General features: G+C 59.3%; 20 protein-coding genes. 10 read left to right on the forward strand and 10 right to left on the reverse strand.

Translation table 11 applies throughout. The features are described 5' to 3' along the window. Positions 1–7: 7 nt before the first annotated feature. The 8 genes from GOX88_RS03845 to GOX88_RS03880 all read left to right on the forward strand — a co-directional run bounded on the left by GOX88_RS03845 (position 8) and on the right by GOX88_RS03880 (position 7,567). A complete protein-coding gene (locus GOX88_RS03845) occupies positions 8–691 on the forward strand; it encodes a hypothetical protein (RefSeq protein ID WP_170399398.1) in 684 nt (227 codons plus the stop codon). Continuing rightward, complete coding sequence (locus GOX88_RS03850) at positions 688–1,140, forward strand: paraquat-inducible protein A (protein ID WP_170399400.1); 453 nt, start codon at positions 688–690, stop codon at positions 1,138–1,140. The genes GOX88_RS03845 and GOX88_RS03850 overlap by 4 nt, the downstream gene beginning before the upstream one ends. A 148-nt stretch (positions 1,141–1,288) precedes the next feature. After that, positions 1,289–2,071, forward strand: coding sequence for a DNA repair protein (locus GOX88_RS03855; protein ID WP_170399403.1), 783 nt, complete (start codon positions 1,289–1,291; stop codon positions 2,069–2,071). Between the two features lie 121 nt (positions 2,072–2,192). Next, positions 2,193–3,554, forward strand: coding sequence for a DNA repair protein RadA (radA, locus tag GOX88_RS03860; protein WP_170325145.1), 1,362 nt, complete (start codon positions 2,193–2,195; stop codon positions 3,552–3,554). Positions 3,555–3,595: 41 nt separating this feature from the next. After that, entirely contained in the window at positions 3,596–4,210 is a 615-nt protein-coding gene (locus GOX88_RS03865) for a CvpA family protein (RefSeq protein WP_254436146.1), read from the forward strand. Positions 4,211–4,842: 632 nt separating this feature from the next. Further along, positions 4,843–6,366: an amidophosphoribosyltransferase gene (gene purF, locus GOX88_RS03870; RefSeq protein WP_170399406.1), complete on the forward strand. Its 1,524-nt coding sequence runs from the start codon at positions 4,843–4,845 to the stop codon at positions 6,364–6,366. A 266-nt stretch (positions 6,367–6,632) separates the two neighbouring features. Beyond that, positions 6,633–6,881: a hypothetical protein gene (locus GOX88_RS03875; RefSeq protein ID WP_170399409.1), complete on the forward strand. Its 249-nt coding sequence runs from the start codon at positions 6,633–6,635 to the stop codon at positions 6,879–6,881. A gap of 41 nt (positions 6,882–6,922) precedes the next feature. Next, positions 6,923–7,567, forward strand: a complete 645-nt coding sequence (locus tag GOX88_RS03880) for an SDR family NAD(P)-dependent oxidoreductase (protein WP_170399412.1) — start codon at positions 6,923–6,925, stop codon at positions 7,565–7,567. 61 nt (positions 7,568–7,628) lie between these two features. Here the strand turns inward: GOX88_RS03880 and GOX88_RS03885 are convergent, their stop codons facing one another. From GOX88_RS03885 to GOX88_RS03900, 4 genes are all read right to left on the reverse strand, one after another. Then, complete coding sequence (locus GOX88_RS03885; RefSeq protein WP_170399415.1) at positions 7,629–8,471, reverse strand: ATP-binding protein; 843 nt, start codon at positions 8,469–8,471, stop codon at positions 7,629–7,631. Positions 8,472–8,587: 116 nt separating this feature from the next. After that, entirely contained in the window at positions 8,588–9,466 is an 879-nt protein-coding gene (gene tatC, locus GOX88_RS03890; protein ID WP_170399418.1) for a twin-arginine translocase subunit TatC, read from the reverse strand. Next, positions 9,463–9,921 (reverse strand): Sec-independent protein translocase protein TatB, encoded by a 459-nt coding sequence (tatB, locus tag GOX88_RS03895; RefSeq protein ID WP_170328916.1) that lies wholly within the window; start codon positions 9,919–9,921, stop codon positions 9,463–9,465. The genes tatC and tatB overlap by 4 nt, the downstream gene beginning before the upstream one ends. Positions 9,922–9,927: 6 nt before the next feature. Beyond that, on the reverse strand, positions 9,928–10,143 hold the full coding sequence (locus tag GOX88_RS03900) for a twin-arginine translocase TatA/TatE family subunit (protein WP_170325152.1): 216 nt from the start codon (positions 10,141–10,143) through the stop codon (positions 9,928–9,930). 219 nt (positions 10,144–10,362) lie between these two features. Between GOX88_RS03900 and GOX88_RS03905 the strand changes: the two genes are divergently transcribed. Both GOX88_RS03905 and GOX88_RS03910 read left to right on the forward strand, forming a co-directional pair. Then, the gene (locus GOX88_RS03905; RefSeq protein ID WP_170399421.1) at positions 10,363–10,668 is read left to right on the forward strand and encodes a hypothetical protein; all 306 of its coding nucleotides are present in this window, start codon (positions 10,363–10,365) and stop codon (positions 10,666–10,668) included. Between the two features lie 21 nt (positions 10,669–10,689). Then, positions 10,690–11,361, forward strand: coding sequence for a helix-turn-helix transcriptional regulator (locus GOX88_RS03910; protein WP_170399424.1), 672 nt, complete (start codon positions 10,690–10,692; stop codon positions 11,359–11,361). A gap of 63 nt (positions 11,362–11,424) precedes the next feature. On the opposite strand, the gene GOX88_RS03915 is transcribed toward GOX88_RS03910, so the two are convergent. From GOX88_RS03915 to GOX88_RS03940, 6 genes are all read right to left on the reverse strand, one after another. After that, positions 11,425–12,591 (reverse strand): peptidoglycan DD-metalloendopeptidase family protein, encoded by a 1,167-nt coding sequence (locus GOX88_RS03915; protein ID WP_170399427.1) that lies wholly within the window; start codon positions 12,589–12,591, stop codon positions 11,425–11,427. Positions 12,592–12,654: 63 nt separating this feature from the next. Then, complete coding sequence (locus GOX88_RS03920; RefSeq protein WP_170325156.1) at positions 12,655–13,305, reverse strand: protein-L-isoaspartate(D-aspartate) O-methyltransferase; 651 nt, start codon at positions 13,303–13,305, stop codon at positions 12,655–12,657. After that, a complete protein-coding gene (gene surE / locus GOX88_RS03925; protein ID WP_170325157.1) occupies positions 13,302–14,084 on the reverse strand; it encodes a 5'/3'-nucleotidase SurE in 783 nt (260 codons plus the stop codon). The genes GOX88_RS03920 and surE overlap by 4 nt, the downstream gene beginning before the upstream one ends. Positions 14,085–14,204: 120 nt before the next feature. Continuing rightward, positions 14,205–15,326 carry an ABC transporter ATP-binding protein gene (locus GOX88_RS03930; RefSeq protein ID WP_170399430.1) on the reverse strand — a complete coding sequence of 374 codons (1,122 nt, stop codon included), beginning with the start codon at positions 15,324–15,326 and terminating at the stop codon, positions 14,205–14,207. Between the two features lie 46 nt (positions 15,327–15,372). Continuing rightward, a complete protein-coding gene (locus GOX88_RS03935; RefSeq protein ID WP_170399433.1) occupies positions 15,373–16,419 on the reverse strand; it encodes a methyltransferase domain-containing protein in 1,047 nt (348 codons plus the stop codon). 102 nt (positions 16,420–16,521) lie between these two features. Continuing rightward, positions 16,522–17,634, reverse strand: a complete 1,113-nt coding sequence (locus GOX88_RS03940) for a hypothetical protein (RefSeq protein ID WP_170399436.1) — start codon at positions 17,632–17,634, stop codon at positions 16,522–16,524. Between the last annotated feature and the right edge of the window lie 2 nt (positions 17,635–17,636).

The following is a 17,636-nucleotide window of genomic DNA, read 5'->3' on the forward strand; positions in this document are numbered from 1 at the left end:
GCAGAGAATGAATCAGGACTATGAAAAGCTTCTAAAGCATATTTCCGAATTTGACACTTTACGCTCTGAAGAGAGCAAAAACAGCAATTCAGAAATTTGGAATGAAAACTACTATCCGGGTTTCCTGCTTGCAGATACTCGCTTCAGATTTGCTGCGAAGCGTTTGGGTTTTGAATACCCAGAAAACCCACCCGCCGGTGATGAACAAGATCAAATGCGTGATATTGCCGGGCGGTACAACGACTACGTTGTACGTTGGAAAACATTCATTCTAAGTAAAAAAATTGAAGAACAAGTAGTCCTTGAATACGGCGATCCAACAGAAGAATTCTCAGAGGCGATTACTTTCGACGGTGAGCACCGCAATAAAATCCACAGCATAATTGGTGAACTTCGAACAGAGGTTCACGATAGTACTTGGATGGACAAAGACCAGAAACGACGTGTCTTATCGGCCGTAAACTCAGTACAGGCCGAAGTAGACAAGGAAATAAGCAACTTTCATCTTGTACTAGGGAAAATCGTCGACTTGGGGGATAGTTTAGGAAAGGCTGGAAAAAAAGCAAAGCCCGCATTCGATAGAATTGAGCAGCTATCTAACACTGTACGAGGTCAAAGAAAACAAGCGTTATCAATCGAAAAAGACGAAGATCCACTACAGATTGAAGACAAGAGCAGCGAAATGGAATGACCCTCCGCCTCGCCACCCTCTCGCTCCTGATCCTCTACCCCATCGCGTGGTTTGCCCCGCTGATGCGCGCGGGCCTTCTGCCGATCTTCGGACTGTCGGAAATCAGCGTCATCACCGGCCTGCAATCGCTCTGGAAATCCGACGTCTTCCTGGCGCTGATCGTCACCATCTTCGCCCTCTTCGCGCCTTACATCAAAACCATCGGCACCGCTCTGATCCAATGGGACCTGCTGGATGCGCGCGTCCAACCCGCGCTGAACATCCTCGGCAAACTAGCCATGGCCGACATCTTCCTGATCGCGCTTTACATCACTTTGGCCAAGGGAATTTCCTACGCCACCATTGAAACCGCATGGGGTCTATACCTGTTCACGGCCTGCATTCTGGCCTCGATCGCACTGGGCCAGATTACCGAAATGACACGCAGTTCACGAAATCCTCAGAGCTAATTGATTGAAAACGTTCATCTGAGTATCATCTTAGTATTTCGAGCAGTAAGAATTTGTAGTTTACGGGTCCGCAGCGGATCATTCTGTGTGTTTTAGGTGTCTCCGCTTGGGCTTGGTGTTAACCGGTTCCAGAAGGAGTTCGTCGATCATGACCGCCCTCCACACTATGACATTGCAATTTCAGAATGCCTTTTTAAGACTGACATTTTTCCTTATATGCACAGCCGCATTACTATCCGTCTCAGCCACACTCCTGTCCGCCCTGGGTGTTTTGCCCTGGCTCTCGATGCAGGCGGGGTTCGGTGACGGCACGGTCACCGATGCCGGGATGTACGTTCAGATTGGCCTGACCGTTCTGATTCTGATGCTGGCCTTCTATCTGCCCGCCAATGCGCGGATGATGGCGCTGGAAAACAACCATCGTAAGTTCGCCCTGAACATGCACGATATCTCTGCGGCCTATCAGATGGCCCATGCCGCAGATCGTGAAGGCCTGTTCATGATGTCGTCCGAGTTCGACGCGGTCAAAGAACGGATGGCCTTTCTGCGCCATCACCCCGACCTGCAGTCGCTTGAGCCCGAGATTCTGGAGCTTGCGGCTCAGATGAGCCAACTTAGCCACGAGTTGGCCGAAACCTATGGCGACGCTCGGGTCAATCGTGCGCGGACGTTCCTGCAACAGCGCCAGGAAGAAATCGAACAGTTCCAGAAACGGATCGAAGAAGCGCAGGTAATCCAGAACGAACTGCGCCAATGGACCCACGACGTCGAGATGGAGGAAACCATTGCCAAGTCGCAACTGACCCGCCTGCGGGATGAGTTGTTCGAACTGCTGCCGGAATTGTCGGCGCAGTTGCAGGCGCCTCCCAAAGACAAAACGTCCAAAGCGTCCAGCGTCATCGCAATGTCGCCCCCTCGCGCCGCAGAATAGGCACGTCAGTGCCTGCCTCGGACGATGGCCCCTTGGGGCCTGAGGACGCGGCACCCCATCGGCGGAGATGAAAGCCCTGCAAGGGCTTGAAGAACCGCCCGTCCTCGGGCACCAAGGCGGCATGGCAAAGACGACTTTCTCCTGCTCGGCCTGTGGCGCGTCACATTCGCGCTGGTCCGGGCGTTGCGACGGATGCGGTGAATGGAATACCATTTCGCAGGACGTCCCCCTTTCCGCTGGTCCCGCGAAGAAATCTCTCGGTGGCAAACGCGGCCAGTCCATCGCCCTCACCGACCTGTCCACCGAAGAAACGCCCCCACCCCGAACCCTCTGCGGGGTCGAGGAACTGGACCGTGTGCTGGGTGGCGGCCTTGTCCCTGCCTCGGCCCTCTTGGTCGGCGGCGACCCCGGCATCGGCAAATCCACCCTTCTGCTGCAGGCCGCGGCGCGCTTCTCCCGTGCGGGCGTCAAAACCATCTATGTTTCCGGTGAAGAAGCCAGTGCGCAGGTTCGAATGCGGGCCCGCCGTCTGGGGCTCGAGGACGCGCCGGTTCAACTGGCGGCTGAGACCAACCTGCGCAACATCCTGACGACGCTTGAGGCTGAAAAACCCGGTCTGGCCATCATCGACTCGATTCAGACCATGTGGGCCGACAATGTGGACAGCGCCCCCGGCTCAGTGTCACAAGTCCGGGCCGCAGCGCATGAATTGACCACGTTTGCGAAACGACACGGCGTATCAATCATCATGGTCGGCCATGTCACCAAGGAAGGCCAGATCGCAGGCCCCCGCGTGGTCGAGCACATGGTAGACACAGTGCTCTATTTCGAAGGTGAACGCGGCCATCAGTTCCGCATCTTGCGCGCCGTGAAAAACCGTTTTGGCCCCGCTGATGAGATCGGCGTGTTCGAAATGACCGGCAAAGGGTTAGCGCAGGTCACAAACCCCTCAGCCCTGTTCCTGTCGGAACGCGGCACCCCCAGCCCCGGTTCGGCCGTTTTCGCCGGAATCGAGGGCACCCGCCCTGTTTTGGTGGAATTGCAAGCACTTGTCGCCCCCTCTCCGCATTCACAGCCCCGCCGCACGGTGGTTGGATGGGACAGCGGGCGGCTGGCAATGATCCTCGCCGTTCTCGAAGCCCGCTGTGGCATCCCCTTCGCGGGACTCGATGTCTACCTGAACGTGGCCGGAGGGTTGAAGGTCAGCGAACCCGCGGCTGACCTGGCGGTAGCAGCCGCCCTGCTCAGTGCCCGAGAAGACACAGCTCTGCCCGCCGATACCGTTGTTTTTGGAGAAATCTCGTTATCCGGGGCGCTTAGACCGGCCCCACAGACCGAAAACAGGTTGAAAGAAGCCCAAAAACTTGGTTTCACATCGGCCATCGCTCCGGCGGGCGGCAAAACCGGCACTGTGGCAGGTCTGACACTCACCCGACCCTCTGATTTGGTTGGGTTTGTTGGCGAAACCTTCGGAGCAGGTTAAGGTAACGCCTTGAGGGGCTGAAAAAAATACAGGCGAGGGCCATGGAAGGTTTTACAATAATCGACGGGGTGGTTGCCCTGATCATCGTCGTGTCGGGCCTGCTGGCCTATTCACGCGGATTTTTACGTGAGGTTTTGGCCATCGCGGGCTGGGTCGCAGCCGCAATTCTGGCCTTCATTTTTGCACCCAAGGCCGTACCGCTGGTGAAAGAGATCCCGGTGGTCGGAGATTTCCTGCGCGACAGCTGCGAATTGTCGGTGATCACCGGCTTTGCTGCCGTTTTCGCCATCGCGCTGATCGTCGTCAGCATCTTTACACCGCTGTTTTCGTCGATCGTTCAGCGCTCGGCCATTGGCGGGCTGGACCAGGCACTTGGGTTTTTCTTCGGCATTGCACGCGGCATACTGCTGGTCGCCATCGCCTTCTTTGTCTACGACACCGTAATGACCGGCCAGTCTTATACGATCGTCGACGAAAGCCGCTCGGCCAAAGTGTTCGAACAGTTCAGCGACCGGATCGAAGAGCAGAACCCCGAACAGGCTCTGGGCTGGGTTACCCAGCAATATGAAGAGCTTGTGGCAAGCTGCAACGGCAGTCCTGTGACTACCGAGGAACCAGCAGCCCCGACCACCACTGAACCGGCCACAACCGAATAAGAAAAAAACGCCCGGCTTTGTCCGGGCGTTTTTTTTAGCTTCTGCATGTCAGGTTTTAACTAACAAAACCCTCGCCCGCGCAGACAGTGCATCTGATGGTTTTCAGGCCAAAACACCCTTCGCAGCGACCCATTATAGGTTTGCCGTGTATATCGCGGCTTTTGAGGACCTCTCCCGCTCCATTGCAGATTGGACACGGCGCGCGTCCCATACCGCGGCACCGATGGCACCTGCGTTTTACAGGTTCTTCCTTTTTTGTTCCTTGCTTGTGTTGCCACATGGCATTGCCCCAATCGAACCTGATTTTATGAAATTACTCATGACTTTCGCCATGACACCATAAGCCTGTGCCCATGTCACCTTTTGATGCCGTGTCTGGCAAAATACACCTGTAGGAAACAACAATTGTGATCCTTTGATGACACAGGCCCCGTTAGGCATTATGTGGAGGCCGAACTGACATGGAATCGGAGCCGCCGATCTTGCTGACCCTGTTTTCTTTCGCGCTCGCCCTCGTGACGATGGCGCGTCTGCACCAGCAGCCGGGATGGCAGCAAGGCGTACAGGTACATCCATGCAGATGTTCAGATCATCATCGCTAGTCAAAACGTCGTAGAAGTTGGAGCCCGTAGATGTGTGGGATTTTGGGGATCGCAAGCAGGACGCATGATGTCTTTGCGGAAATCTATGACGGGCTGCTGATGCTGCAGCACCGGGGCCAGGACGCCTCGGGCATCGTCACCTTTAACGGCGAATTCTTCCGTGAGAAGAAAGCCAACGGTCTGGTCAAGGACGTGTTCAACGCACAGGACGCCGAGACCCTTTTGGGCAAGATCGGGATGGGTCATGTACGCTACCCCACCGCCGGTTCGCTCAGTGCAGCCGAAGCGCAGCCGTTCTTTGTGAACGCGCCTTATGGCATCTATCTGGTCCACAACGGCAACATCACCAACACCGCCGAACAGCGCGAGAAGGTGACCGCCAAATACAGCCGCCACCTGCGCACCACCTCTGATTCCGAGATTCTGCTGAACGTGCTGGCCGACAAGGTCGCCGACGCGATCAAGGTGAACGGCAATGCCGAACCCATCCGCAACCTCTTTGCCGGTGTGAAGATGACGATGGAACGGGTTCAGGGCGCCTATTCGGTGATCTGTCTGGTTGCCGGTGTCGGCATGTTGGCCTTCCGCGATCCCTATGGCATCCGCCCGCTGTCTGTCGCCAAGCGCGATGTGGATGGCGAAGGGGACGACTATGCCTTTGCCTCGGAAGACGTGGCATTCGGCATCAACGGCTTTGACAAGCTGCGCGACGTCAAACCCGGTGAAGCGATCCTGATCGATCTGGACGGCAACATGCACACGTTCCAGGCGGTCGAAGGGCAACTGACGCCGTGTATCTTTGAATATGTCTACCTTGCACGGCCTGACTCGCTGCTGGACGGTGTTTCGGTCTACAAAACCCAGATGCGCATGGGGCAAACTCTGGCCCGCCAGATCGAGGCCGCCGGTCTTGATATCGACCGCATCATTCCCGTGCCCGACAGCGCCCGCCCTGTCGCGCTTGAGGTCGCCAAGGCGACCGGCATCCCCTACCGCGAGGGTCTGGTCAAGAACCGCTATGTCGGTCGGACCTTCATCATGCCCGGTCAGGAAGAGCGTCAGAAATCGGTGCGTCGCAAGCTGAACGCGGTACCGCTGGAGTTCAAGGGCCACAACGTGTTGCTGATCGACGACTCGATCGTGCGCGGCAACACAATCAAGAAGATCGTGCAGATGTGCCGCGACGCCGGTGCAAAAAAAGTATACATCGCCAGCGCCTCACCGCCGGTGAAATTCCCCAATGTCTACGGCATCGACATGCCCACCAAGCATGAACTGATCGCCAATGGCAAAGAGATCGAAGAGATCCGGCAGGAACTGGGGGCGGATGCCTTGTTCTATCAGAACCTCGACGACCTGATCTGGTCCGCAAAGGAAGGCAACCCCGAGATCGAGGCCTTCGACTGTTCCTGCTTTGACGGCAATTACATCACCGGCAGCGTCAGCGACGATTATCTGGACAGCCTGGAAAACAGCAGCCGCGTCAGCAAAAAGCGCAAGGATATGCAGGTGCCCGGAGGGTCTTGGAACGCGGCGAAACTGGCCTCGGGGTAAGGTCAGAACCGAATCAATAAAGCTTTCGGCCCGCTTCGCTGATGCGATGTGGGCCTTTTTCTATCCGGCATACCGGCTCATGAGTGGGTTTTCGCGCACAACCCTTCGATGAAGAAATTGCAATCGCAAGGGCTTCGGCGGGGTAGTGAAACCCGCCGTATTCTCGCCCTTCGTCCGGGGTTTTAGTCGCGGTTCCGGTTTGCTAGGCCAGCGGCAACCAACCACTCCTAACAAGGGGCTGGGTCACCTCGGCCGAGCCGGAATTCATGTCAAACGCAACCGTCAAAAGTGCGGCCACGCAAAAGGGCGCACTGAACAAAAGCTCTGTGTCCGTTCTGGGGGTCTTTGGGCCGAAATCGGATATGCGCGCTCTGGTGCGCATGTCTTCGGGGCGCGTGAAAGAGGTCAAGCCCGGCAGCCGGGTTTCATCAAGCACCGTGGTCGCCATTGATGACGACGGCGTGATGCTGCGACAAAGCGGCCAGACCAAGCGCATCGCTATTCCCGGCAGCTAAACCGGCTTGACGCCCTGCGCGCAGGGGTTCAAACCGCTGTCATGACCGATCAGAGTAAAATTGCCCTCGTCACCGGGGCCTCTCGCGGGCTGGGCGCTGCCCTGGCCGAGGCGCTGGTACCCGAATATCACATCGTCGCCGTTGCCCGCACCACCGGTGGGCTGGAAGAGCTGGATGATCGCATCCGCGCCAAAGGCGGCGCAGCAACGCTTGCGCCCATGGACATCGCTGATCCGAATGCCATGGCGACCCTGTGCCGGGGCATTCATGACCGTTGGGGCAAGGTGGACCTGTGGCTGCATACCGCAGTTCACACATCCGCCCTGACACCCACGCACTTCATCGACCCGAAGGAATGGACCAAAGCCGTCAACACCAACGCAACGGCCACGTCGGTCCTGATCCCCTATATCTCTCCCCTGTTGGGTGAGGCGGGCCACGCGGTGTTCTTCGACGATCCCAAAGCGGGTGAAAAATTCTATGGCATCTATGGTGCGACCAAGGCCGCTCAGATGGCGCTTGCGCGCAGCTGGGCGCTGGAAACCGAACGGACCGGTCCACGCGTGACCATTGTCGAGCCCAAGCCGATGCCAACAGCTGTGCGCGCCCGGTTCCATCCCGGTGAGGATCGGGATGTGCTGACCAGCACAGCGGATGAGGCCGCGCGTATTCTGGCGTTGCTGTAAGGAATGACCCTTTGGGCCATGCCTCTGGCGGAGGTATCTTGGGCCAGATGAAGCGGACGGGTTACGCGATGTGAACGCCGTTGCGCCCGGCGAGATCGACAAAAAACTGCCAAGCCACGCGGCCCGAGCGTGCGCCGCGTGTGGCCTGCCATTCGATGGCTTCGGCACGCAGGGTCTCGGGGGCGACAGACACACCGTAGGCCGCGCAGTAGCGGTCGATCATGGCGAGGTATTCGTCCTGATCGCAGGGGTGGAAGCCCAGCCACAGGCCAAACCGGTCGGACAGCGACACCTTTTCCTCGACCGCCTCGGACGGGTTGATGGCGCTTGAACGCTCGTTCTCGATCATGTCCCGCGGCATCAGGTGGCGGCGGTTCGAGGTGGCGTAAAAGACGACGTTTTCCGGGCGGCCTTCGATACCGCCGTCCAGCACCGCCTTGAGCGATTTGTAGTGCTGGTCATCGTGACTGAAGGACAGGTCATCGCAGAACAGGATAAACCGATGCGGCGCAGCGCGCAGATGGTTCAGCAGGCGCGCGACCGAGCCCATGTCCTCGCGCTGCAGTTCGACCAGTTTCAGGTCGGGGAAATCCGCCTGCAGCGTACCATGCACCGCTTTGACGAGACTGGATTTTCCCATCCCCCGCGCGCCCCAAAGCAGAGCGTTATTGGCCTTGAAGCCAGCCGCAAACCGGCGCGTGTTGTCCAACAACGTATCGCGGGAGCGGTTGATACCGACCAGCAGGTCCAGATCGACGCGGTTGACCTGCGTGACCGGCTCCAGCCGATCAGGTTCCACGTGCCAGACAAAGGCCGGGGCTGCCGCAAAATCCGGCGCAGCCAGAGGGGCTGGCGCCATACGTTCCAGCGCGTTGGCGATGCGGTTCAGGGATTGGTCGTCCATTAGAGCCTCCGGTCTTGTCTTGCGGGGTTCAAACCATGTTCAGCCCGGCACAACAAGAGCCGCAATGAAAAAGGCGCGCCCGGAAGGACGCGCCTGATTGTATGCAACCGACAGGATTACTTGCCGTCTTCTTCCAGAATGATCTCTTCGTCGGCCTCTTCTTCTTCGTCGTCATAGTAGCCGTCTGCGCGCAGTTGCTCTTCGCGCTTTTTCTCGACCCGGGCGACGAGGAAGATCGACACCTCATAGAGCCCGTAGACCACCACAAACAGGATGATCTGCGTAATCACGTCCGGCGGGGTCACCAGCGCGGCCAGTACCAGAATGGCGACCACAGCGTATTTGCGCACCGAGCCCAGCCCTTCGGCGGTAACCAGTCCCGCCTTGCCCATCAGGGTCAGCAGAACCGGCAGCTGGAAACACAGGCCAAAGGCTACGATAAACTTGATCGTCAGGTTCAGGTATTCCTGCGCCGAGCCCTGGAACACCACGCTCAGCGGTGCTGAGGTTGCGCCTTCGGTCACGGCCTCACCTTCAGCCCCGAATTGCTGGAAGCCAAGGAAGAAGTCATAGGCCAGCGGCGTGACCACATAGAACGCAAAGCTCGCCCCCAGCAGGAACATGAAGGGCGAGGCCAGCATGAACGGCAGGAACGCGTTCTTTTCCGACTTGTACAAGCCCGGCGCCACGAACCGCCACATCTGCATCCCGATGTAAGGAAAGGCCAGGATGAAGCCGCCCAGCAACGAGACCTTGATGGCGACAAAGAACCCCTCTTGCGGCGAGATGAAGATCAACCCGCAATCCTGTCCGCGTTCAGCCAGAACACTGCACAGCGGGTTAGTCAGGAAATTGAAGAGCGGCGTGGCCACTGTAAAACAGATGATCATGCCGACCAGAAACGCCACGACGCAGTGAATCAACCGCGTGCGCAGCTCCGCCAGGTGCTCGATCAATGGGGCCGAGCTGTCCTCGATCTCGTCGGTTTTGGTCATGTCTTGCTTTCGGTTTTCAGCGCGGCTTCGGCCTCTTCAGCCTTGGCCAGCGCGTCAGCAGCTTCCTTGGCCTTGCGTTCAGCAGCGGCCCGTGCGGTCGAGGCCTGAATCTTCTTGGCCTGTTCGGCCCGTTCAGCGGCCAGCTTGCCGGTCTCGCTGTCAGGGTCAAACTTGGTCGGGTCGATGCTTTTCGCCAGATCCTGCGCAGCCTCTTTCACGCCATCCATCGCGCTGCCCACAGGGTTGGTCGCCGCGTTGAGACCCTTCTTGATCTCGTTCACGCCCGCCTGATCGGCAGCCTCGTTCATGGCGCTGGAAAACTCGCGCGCCATGCCACGGGCCTTGCCGACAAAGCGGCCAACATTGCGAAACAGCACCGGCAGGTCCTTAGGCCCCACAACGATCAGGGCGACAACGCCGATGACCAGAAGCTCGGTCCAGCCCAGATCAAACATCTGGACTTAGGCCTTGTCTTTGTCGGTCTCGGGCGTGACGTCCTTGGCCACTTCGGCGGCGTCCTGCTCCAGCTCGTCCGCGCCTTCCTTGACGCCGCGCTTGAACGAAGTGATGCCTTTGCCCACTTCGCCCATCAATGAGCTGATTTTGCCGCGGCCAAACAGCACCAGCACCACTACGGCGATCAGCAGAAGACCGGGAAGGCCGATATTGTTAAGCATGTCTATTCTCCTTTTACGTCGGCGCCGTGCGCCGGGAATGTTGTCTGGCCTCGTGTCTACGCCCACAAGCCCGCGGGCAAAAGTGAGGCAGATCAATTCTGCGCCGAATTGTGAACGGATCCCGCGTTTTTTGCGGTCTGGCAATTTTCAACTGACAGGTTTATGTCAGTTGCAGGGGGCTAGGTAGAGGGCATCGAAACCTGGTCAACGGAGATTCAAATGACCCATGTTGCAGAAATCGTCACCTTCACCCTCGCCAACGGCACCACGCCGGAAGAGTTCGTGAAACTCAGCCAGGCCTCCGAAGCCTTCGTCCGATCAGCACCGGGCTTTGCCCACCGGCAGCTGAGCCAGGGTGAGGATGGCCGCTGGACTGACTATGTCATCTGGACCGATATGAAAGCCGCCAAGGATGCCGCCGCGCAATTCCCGCAACAGGACTTCTGCGCAGGGTTGATGGCAGCCATCAACCCTGAAAGCATCCAGATGCGCCATGAGAACGTGCTATGGAACATGACCGCCTAAAAGCGGTTCGGATGGCGTGACATGCGCCGCACGGATCGCCTGTTCGATATCATCCAGATCCTGCGCGACGGTAAACTGCACCGCGCGCAGGACATTGCGGACCGGCTCGAAGTATCGGTCCGCACGATCTATCGCGACATGGATACGTTGGTCGCGTCCGGTGTCCCGGTCGAGGGTGAGCGCGGCGTGGGCTACATGGTCCGCGAGCAGATCACCCTGCCCCCGCTGAACCTGACCCCCGCGGAATTGGAGGCTCTGAACCTCGGCATGGCCATTGTGGCCGAGGCCGCCGACCCGGACCTGAAAGCTGCGGCTGAGTCACTGGCCGACAAGATCGATGCGGTGCTGCCCACTCAGGTCGTGGCCGAGGCAGACACGTGGAAGTTCGCCGTCTATCCCTTTGCCGACGCCGCGCGCGGTCTGGCGTATATGGCCCCTATCCGGGCCGCCATCAAATCCCGCCAGAAACTGCACCTGACATATCGCCGTATCGACGGAGTTCTGACCGAGCGCACCATACGCCCCCTGCACATGGAGTATTGGGGCCGCGTCTGGACCCTTACCGCGTGGTGCGAGCTGCGTGAGGGGTTTCGCGTGTTCCGCATCGACCTGATCGAAGCTGTCGAGCCCCTACCCGAAGTTTTCGCAGATGAACCCGGCAAAAGCCTGAGCGACTTCGACCCGCACGCCTGATCCGCTCTTCATCTGGCCCAAAATACCTCCGCCGGAGGCATGGCCCGGAACGGGCCATTTCCATCACTTCAGATATGGCTCAGGATCAACCGACTCGAAGCCCTTGCGCACTTCGAAATGGACATATGCATTGTCCCCACCGCGCAGGGACGCAATCTGTTGTCCGCGGCGTACCCGGTCACCTTTTTTGACACTGGCCTTATCGACATTCGCGTAGACGGTCAGAAGGTCGCTGTTGTGCTTGATCACAATGATCGGCACCTGATCTGCATCTGCGGTGATGGCCGCCACGGTTCCGGCTTCGGCCGCCTTTACGGCAGACCCGGGTGAACCCGCGATATCGATCCCCTCGTTCTTGCCCTTGTCATAGGTCCGGATGATCGTCCCGGTGACCGGCAGCCCAAGGGCCGAGTTGCTTTGGCTGGTCGGCGCTTCTGCGGTCACGTCAGGCGCAGGCACGGCCGCGGCGATCTGCTCATCCGGCAGGGGTTGTGTCGCGCTTGGCGGCGTCGGTGTGGGCGACCCCTGCCCCGGCTGCGTCACATTCGTGGCCGGCACGGCGGCCTGTTGCGGCGCAGGCTGGTTCTTGATCGGGATCAGCAGGAACTGATCTTCCCGTACCGTAAAGTCCGACCCCAACCCGTTCCATTCTGCCAGCGCATCGACCGGAACATCATAGAGCCGCGCGATGGTATAGGCCGTCTCACCCCGTTTGACCTTGTGGCGCACCGGCTCGGGCCCCGAGGCAACAGGTGGCTTCGGCGCTGGTGCCGCAGCGGGTTGCGCGGGTTCCAGCGTTGATGTCCGGACCGATCCATCCGCCGGAGCCTCGTCAATCGCTGTTCCGGCAATGGTGGCGATATCCACCGTGCTGGCGGCGCTGACGGTGCGCGGCAGCGCAATCACTTCGCCGTCACGCAGTTGGTCCGCGGGTTGCAACCCATTGAACCTGGCCAACTCGCCCGCTGGCAGACCGATACGCGCAGCCACATCACTTACCGTGTCGCCCCGGCGCGCGACGGCCACCTGATAGTTCGGATAGGTTATCACTCCGCGCGCGTCGGGCGTTGGGCGATTAGCGGTCACGCCTCTCGCTGCGTCGGCGGTGGAAAATCCACCGACCTCCCCGCGCAGATCATAGTCGAACGGGCCCTCGCACCCGGCCAGGAACGCTACGGCTGCCACCCCTGTCGCGCAGCGCAACATCGCTGATTTGGAAACTGCTCTCATCTTACTGTCCTCATCGCCTGCCCCTGTTACCCGGGGTTCCGGCGCATATTGCAGAATATCTAGTTACGCCCCGTCCCTGCCAAGCCCCTCTAACAGGGGCACGAAACGAACGGGCAACAATTCGTCATAGTCCAGACCGGTTTCGGTGCGACGGACCCGGATCAGGGTCTGAACCGCATCCGACTGTCCCACCGGCAACACCATGATACCGCCGATTTTGAGCTGCGCCAAGAGCGGCCCGGGCGGGTCTTCCGCCGCAGCTGTCACAATGATTCGATCAAACGGGGCCTGTTCGGACAAACCGAAGGACCCGTCCGACAGCATCGCTGTGACATTGGTCAGCCCCAAGTCACGAAACAACTGCCCGGTTTCGCGCACCAGACGCTTGTGCCGTTCCACCGTATAGACCCGGCGCGCCAGCTTGGACAGGATCGCCGCCTGATAGCCCGAGCCGGTTCCAACCTCGAGCACCGTATCCCGCGGGCGAACCTCAAGCGCCTGTGTCATCAGCCCCACCACCGAGGGCTGGCTGATCGTCTGCCCGCAGGCAATCGGCAGCGGCGTATCCTCATATGCGCGCTCGGCAAACAGACCTTTGACGAACTGTCCGCGATCAACCTGCTCCATCGCGGCCAATACGCGCGCATCCGTCACGCCCCGCGACCGCAGGGCAAACAGGAACTGCATTTTTGTTTCGGGATCTGGTCCGGTCATTCGATTGTCTTCAGTGCCTCAAGCGCGTCATGCGCCGTCAGGTCGGCCCGCATTGGCGTGACCGAGATATAGCCCGCCAGATTGACCGCCGCATCCGTCCCCGGTGCGGTCGGGTTGTGCTGATAGCCGCCCTTGATCCACAGGAACCGCCGCCCCGAGGGCGAGCTGTGCGGCTCGACCGAGAAATGGGTATCGCGACGATAGCCTTGCGGAGCCACCCGCGTGCCCAGCACTTCGTCGGCGGGGACCGGCGGGAAATTCACGTTGTAAAACAGGCGGTAATCGCCCTGCTCTGACGGAGTCGCATCCAGGATTTTCCGCACCAGATCGGCGCCGAAACGGGTTGCGGCCTCGAACGGATCGTCCAACCCCAGATTACGCGGGCCGAAATACTGCGACAAGGCAATCGCCGGGATACCCTGCAAGGCTGCCTCCATCGCACCGCCAACCGTGCCGGAATAGAGTGTATTCTCGGCCGAGTTGTTGCCCCGGTTCACCCCCGACAACACCAGATCGGGCCGTGCATCCTTCATCACGTCGTGCAACCCGGCCAGCACGCAATCGGCGGGCGAGCCTTCGGCGGCAAAGCGACGCTCACCGAGTTTGGCGACCATCATCGGGTGGGTGTAGCTGATGCAATGGCCGACGCCCGATTGTTCAAACGCAGGCGCGACGACCCACACCTCGCCGTCCGGTCCGGCCAGATCAGCCGCAATCGCCTCCAAGGCGATCAGACCCGGCGCGTTGATGCCGTCGTCATTGGTCAAAAGAATACGCATATGCCCATCCACCGCAGCGTTTTGACCTTGATAGACCCGCCCCCGCGCGGCGGCAAGCAAAGCGAACCCGCAATCTGCGGCTTTCGCGCACCACTTTGACCTAAACTGTGATTTCAGACCCTAATCCGGGAAAACAAAGCACCGATCCCGGCGCACGGTCAGCCACATGACCCGCCCCGGATTGGGCACAAAGACATTCGGCACCGTTGCCTTCAGGATCGAGCCGTCATGGTCCATCCGAAACTCCACCAGGCTTTCGTTGCCCAGAAACCGCGCCCGTTCAACCACGCCGCGGGCGGCAACACCATCGGTCACCGTGGGCAATGGCCCCTTGCCATTGCGGTCGAAATCCAACCGCACGTGCTGAGGCCGAAAGACAATCTCGACATCCGTGCCATCCGGGACGCCCGGAGCCAGGAACTGACCAAACGGAGTTTTCGTCAGCGCTCCCTCAACTCTGCCGTGCAACACATTGACATCGCTGAAAAATGCCACCGCAGCCTTGTCGACCGGACGAGTATAGACGTTGTAAGGCGCACCTTGCTGCACGATCTTGCCGCGCCGCATCAGCGCGATCTCATCAGCCATGCGCATCGCCTCTTCGGGCTCGTGCGTCACCAGTACGACAGCGGCGTCTTCTTCCTTGAGGATCGCCAGCGTCTCATCCCGGATACCGTCGCGCAACCGGTTGTCGAGGCCCGAGAACGGCTCATCCATCAGCATGATACGCGGACGCGGCGCCAGCGCGCGCGCCAGAGCTACCCTTTGCTGCTCACCCCCCGACAGGTGGTGCGGGAACTTGTCGATGAAATGGATCAGATCGACCTTGCGCAGCAATTCTTCGACCCGCGCACGCTTTTCCTCTTTGTGGCCCTTCAGGCCAAAAGCCACGTTGTCGGCCACGTTCAGATGCGGAAACAAAGCGAAGTCCTGAAACATAAGGCCGATCTCGCGCCGTTCGGGCGGTACGCGGAAAACGGTATCGCAGATCAGCTTGCCGTCCACATAAATCTCACCCGACTCCTGCATCTCGACTCCGGCGATCATGCGTAGAGTGGTCGACTTGCCGCAGCCCGACGGCCCCAGCAGACAGGTCACTTTCCCCGCCTCAACGGTCAGAGAGACATCGTCCACAACGACCCGCCCCTCGTACCGGGCGATCAGATTGCGGATTTCCAGACGAGGAGGAGTTACGTCAACTGTCACCAAGGGACCCCATTGCCTTTTCCCGATGAAATTCATCGGGCTTTAGGCGGGGATAACAACCCCGCCCGTCAGGTGCAAGGGATCAGCAGCACCCGCCTTGGGGTGCCTCACCGTTCGCTTCGAACGGGCTTTCACGGCCGCAGCCTTCGAAGATACCGTAGTGGGTCGAGAAATCGCCGATGAAGTCAAAATGCCGGGCAAATCGCGTGTCTTTCAGCATCATCCAGGTGTTACCACAGACTGGAAAGACCTTGCCGGTCTGGATTACGTGGTGGTCGTCCAGTTCGAACAGATGCGGTGCATTCGGAATGGTGCCTTTGTAGATCACCGCCTGACCATAATCCTCACAGGCCGGTTCCAGCTCGGACAGTTTGAACAGGCGGTACGTGGCCGAAAGGAATTTCAGCGGCGCGACACGCTCTTCCAGAACGGGGTTTTCGATGGTCAGCGGGCGGTGCGTTACCCGACGCGGATCGCCAAAGCCCGCCTTGCGCGAAAGTGTCAGGAAATCGTTCCAATAAAGCGCACCGGAAAGGCATTCGCCGTACAGCACCTCATCCTCGGCCATCGCCTGAGGGACACGGCGGTCGGCGTAGACATCCGAAAAATACATCTCACCGCCCTCTTTCAACAGACGGTGCGCGCCGCGCAGGACGGCCTCTTTGTCGGTGGCCAGATTGATCACACAGTTCGAAACGATGATGTCAAAGGACCCGGGCTCCAAGTCCAGTTCATCCAGCTTTTCGATATAGCCGTGGTGGAATTCCACGTTGCTGGCCGCATGACCGAACGCTTGCGCGTGATAGTCCTGATGCGCACGGGCGACGTCCAACTGCTCGGGCGTCATGTCGACACCAACCACCCGGCCCTTTTCGCCCACCATGGCGGACAGGGCATAGACATCACGGCCAGCACCGCAGCCCAGATCGAGGATGCTCATCCCCTCCAGATCCAGCGGCGCGATCAGGCCGCAGCCATAATAACGGGTCAGCACTTCGTCATGCACTTTGGACAGGATGCGCTTGAGATGATCCGGCATATCGTCTGGCGTGCAGCACGCATTGGTCTGCAAATCCGAACTGCTTTGCAGGACCTCTCCATAGTAATTCTGCACCGATTCATGCTTCATCGCAGCTATCCCTTTCCTCACTGGCTGCACCGCAGCTAATGCAGCGCAGGCCCCGGTGCAATCCGGACCCTGCCAATTTGACGAAAGCGTGAGACGACCGGCCTATCCCAGCAAGTCGAAATCAATAGCTGCACGCACCTGCCCGTTCACCTGGATCTCAAGCCGATGCGTACCGGGAACCAGTTTGAACGTGGTCGCGTTGCCCTTGAGCTTGTGCTTCTTACTCAGTTTCAGCGTGCCATCCCGCAACGCGGTCTGCTTCAGCTTGTGAACTTTGGCTGAGGTTTTTCCGCCAGGCCTTTGGAAGTGAATGATATAATCCACCAGAACCGGCTGTTCGCCGGCCCCATTCAAAGTCACCTCGAAATCCAGCGCCTCACCGATCCGGGCGTCACCGTTCACTTGCACGTCCGCCGTGACCTTGGCATCCGGATCGTAGCCCAGCATCTTCATGGCGCCCGGGTGGCCAGATTTCACCAACCCCCGCAGGGTATGAGACGTCATCCAACGCAGCTCGCCCTGTTCCTGCTGCTTGGTCGACGCCCAGGCCTTCAGTCGATCCAAAACCAGATCGGGGTCTTTCTTGGTGATATCGTTCAAATGGTTCGCCACCGACCGCGTGACATAGCGTGTGGGGTCGCCATGCAACCGGTCCAGCAAGGGCAATGCATCTGTCATATTCAACCCAACCGCCTGCCCCCACGGCAAGCGCGGGCGCGTGCCTTCGCTGACCAAACGGCGCACATGATAGCTGTCATGGCCGCACCAAAGCTCCATCCGCTCCATCACCTGATCCGAATGTTGGTTGAGGAAGGGACGAATGGCCCATTCCATCGAAAACCGCTGAGTCAGGTCTTCCAGAACATCCAGTGCCAGATCGGGGTGATCCAGCCCGACATTGACCACCCAATCCCCCAAGGGCGCAAAGATGAAGTCACCGAAATCATCATCCGTCTTGGTCGGGTCCAGCGGTGGCGGCAGCGCGCGCAGCAGAACGGGCGCGATCTCGGGCAAATCACCGGGCACCGCCCGCTGCAGACACGCGGCGATCCATGCCATGCGTTCCTTCAACTCAAGGTCCAACAGGCGGGACATGACCTGCCCCTCGAACATCTCCGTGTCAAAGGACGGGTCCGCCCCGGCAAAGAGCCCCGCCAGATAGCGGGTCTTTTCGACGTTAAACAACTGGTCTTTCAAGGAAAAGTTTTCTGCCATGA

Source organism: Ruegeria arenilitoris, from assembly GCF_013030985.1.
Classification (GTDB): Bacteria; Pseudomonadota; Alphaproteobacteria; order Rhodobacterales; family Rhodobacteraceae; genus Ruegeria; species Ruegeria arenilitoris_B.

Excerpts from the sequence above, each read along its gene's own strand:
- GOX88_RS03845 (WP_170399398.1), top strand. The coding sequence starts at position 8 with ATGAATCAGGACTATGAAAAGCTTCTAAAGCATATTTCCGAATTTGAC.
- GOX88_RS03850 (WP_170399400.1), top strand. The coding sequence starts at position 688 with ATGACCCTCCGCCTCGCCACCCTCTCGCTCCTGATCCTCTACCCCATC.
- GOX88_RS03855 (WP_170399403.1), top strand. The coding sequence starts at position 1,289 with ATGACCGCCCTCCACACTATGACATTGCAATTTCAGAATGCCTTTTTA.
- radA (WP_170325145.1), top strand. The coding sequence starts at position 2,193 with ATGGCAAAGACGACTTTCTCCTGCTCGGCCTGTGGCGCGTCACATTCG.
- GOX88_RS03865 (WP_254436146.1), top strand. The coding sequence starts at position 3,596 with ATGGAAGGTTTTACAATAATCGACGGGGTGGTTGCCCTGATCATCGTC.
- purF (WP_170399406.1), top strand. The coding sequence starts at position 4,843 with ATGTGTGGGATTTTGGGGATCGCAAGCAGGACGCATGATGTCTTTGCG.
- GOX88_RS03875 (WP_170399409.1), top strand. The coding sequence starts at position 6,633 with ATGTCAAACGCAACCGTCAAAAGTGCGGCCACGCAAAAGGGCGCACTG.
- GOX88_RS03880 (WP_170399412.1), top strand. The coding sequence starts at position 6,923 with ATGACCGATCAGAGTAAAATTGCCCTCGTCACCGGGGCCTCTCGCGGG.
- GOX88_RS03885 (WP_170399415.1), bottom strand. The coding sequence starts at position 8,471 with ATGGACGACCAATCCCTGAACCGCATCGCCAACGCGCTGGAACGTATG.
- tatC (WP_170399418.1), bottom strand. The coding sequence starts at position 9,466 with ATGACCAAAACCGACGAGATCGAGGACAGCTCGGCCCCATTGATCGAG.
- tatB (WP_170328916.1), bottom strand. The coding sequence starts at position 9,921 with ATGTTTGATCTGGGCTGGACCGAGCTTCTGGTCATCGGCGTTGTCGCC.
- GOX88_RS03900 (WP_170325152.1), bottom strand. The coding sequence starts at position 10,143 with ATGCTTAACAATATCGGCCTTCCCGGTCTTCTGCTGATCGCCGTAGTG.
- GOX88_RS03905 (WP_170399421.1), top strand. The coding sequence starts at position 10,363 with ATGACCCATGTTGCAGAAATCGTCACCTTCACCCTCGCCAACGGCACC.
- GOX88_RS03910 (WP_170399424.1), top strand. The coding sequence starts at position 10,690 with ATGCGCCGCACGGATCGCCTGTTCGATATCATCCAGATCCTGCGCGAC.
- GOX88_RS03915 (WP_170399427.1), bottom strand. The coding sequence starts at position 12,591 with ATGAGAGCAGTTTCCAAATCAGCGATGTTGCGCTGCGCGACAGGGGTG.
- GOX88_RS03920 (WP_170325156.1), bottom strand. The coding sequence starts at position 13,305 with ATGACCGGACCAGATCCCGAAACAAAAATGCAGTTCCTGTTTGCCCTG.
- surE (WP_170325157.1), bottom strand. The coding sequence starts at position 14,084 with ATGCGTATTCTTTTGACCAATGACGACGGCATCAACGCGCCGGGTCTG.
- GOX88_RS03930 (WP_170399430.1), bottom strand. The coding sequence starts at position 15,326 with ATGAATTTCATCGGGAAAAGGCAATGGGGTCCCTTGGTGACAGTTGAC.
- GOX88_RS03935 (WP_170399433.1), bottom strand. The coding sequence starts at position 16,419 with ATGAAGCATGAATCGGTGCAGAATTACTATGGAGAGGTCCTGCAAAGC.
- GOX88_RS03940 (WP_170399436.1), bottom strand. The coding sequence starts at position 17,634 with ATGGCAGAAAACTTTTCCTTGAAAGACCAGTTGTTTAACGTCGAAAAG.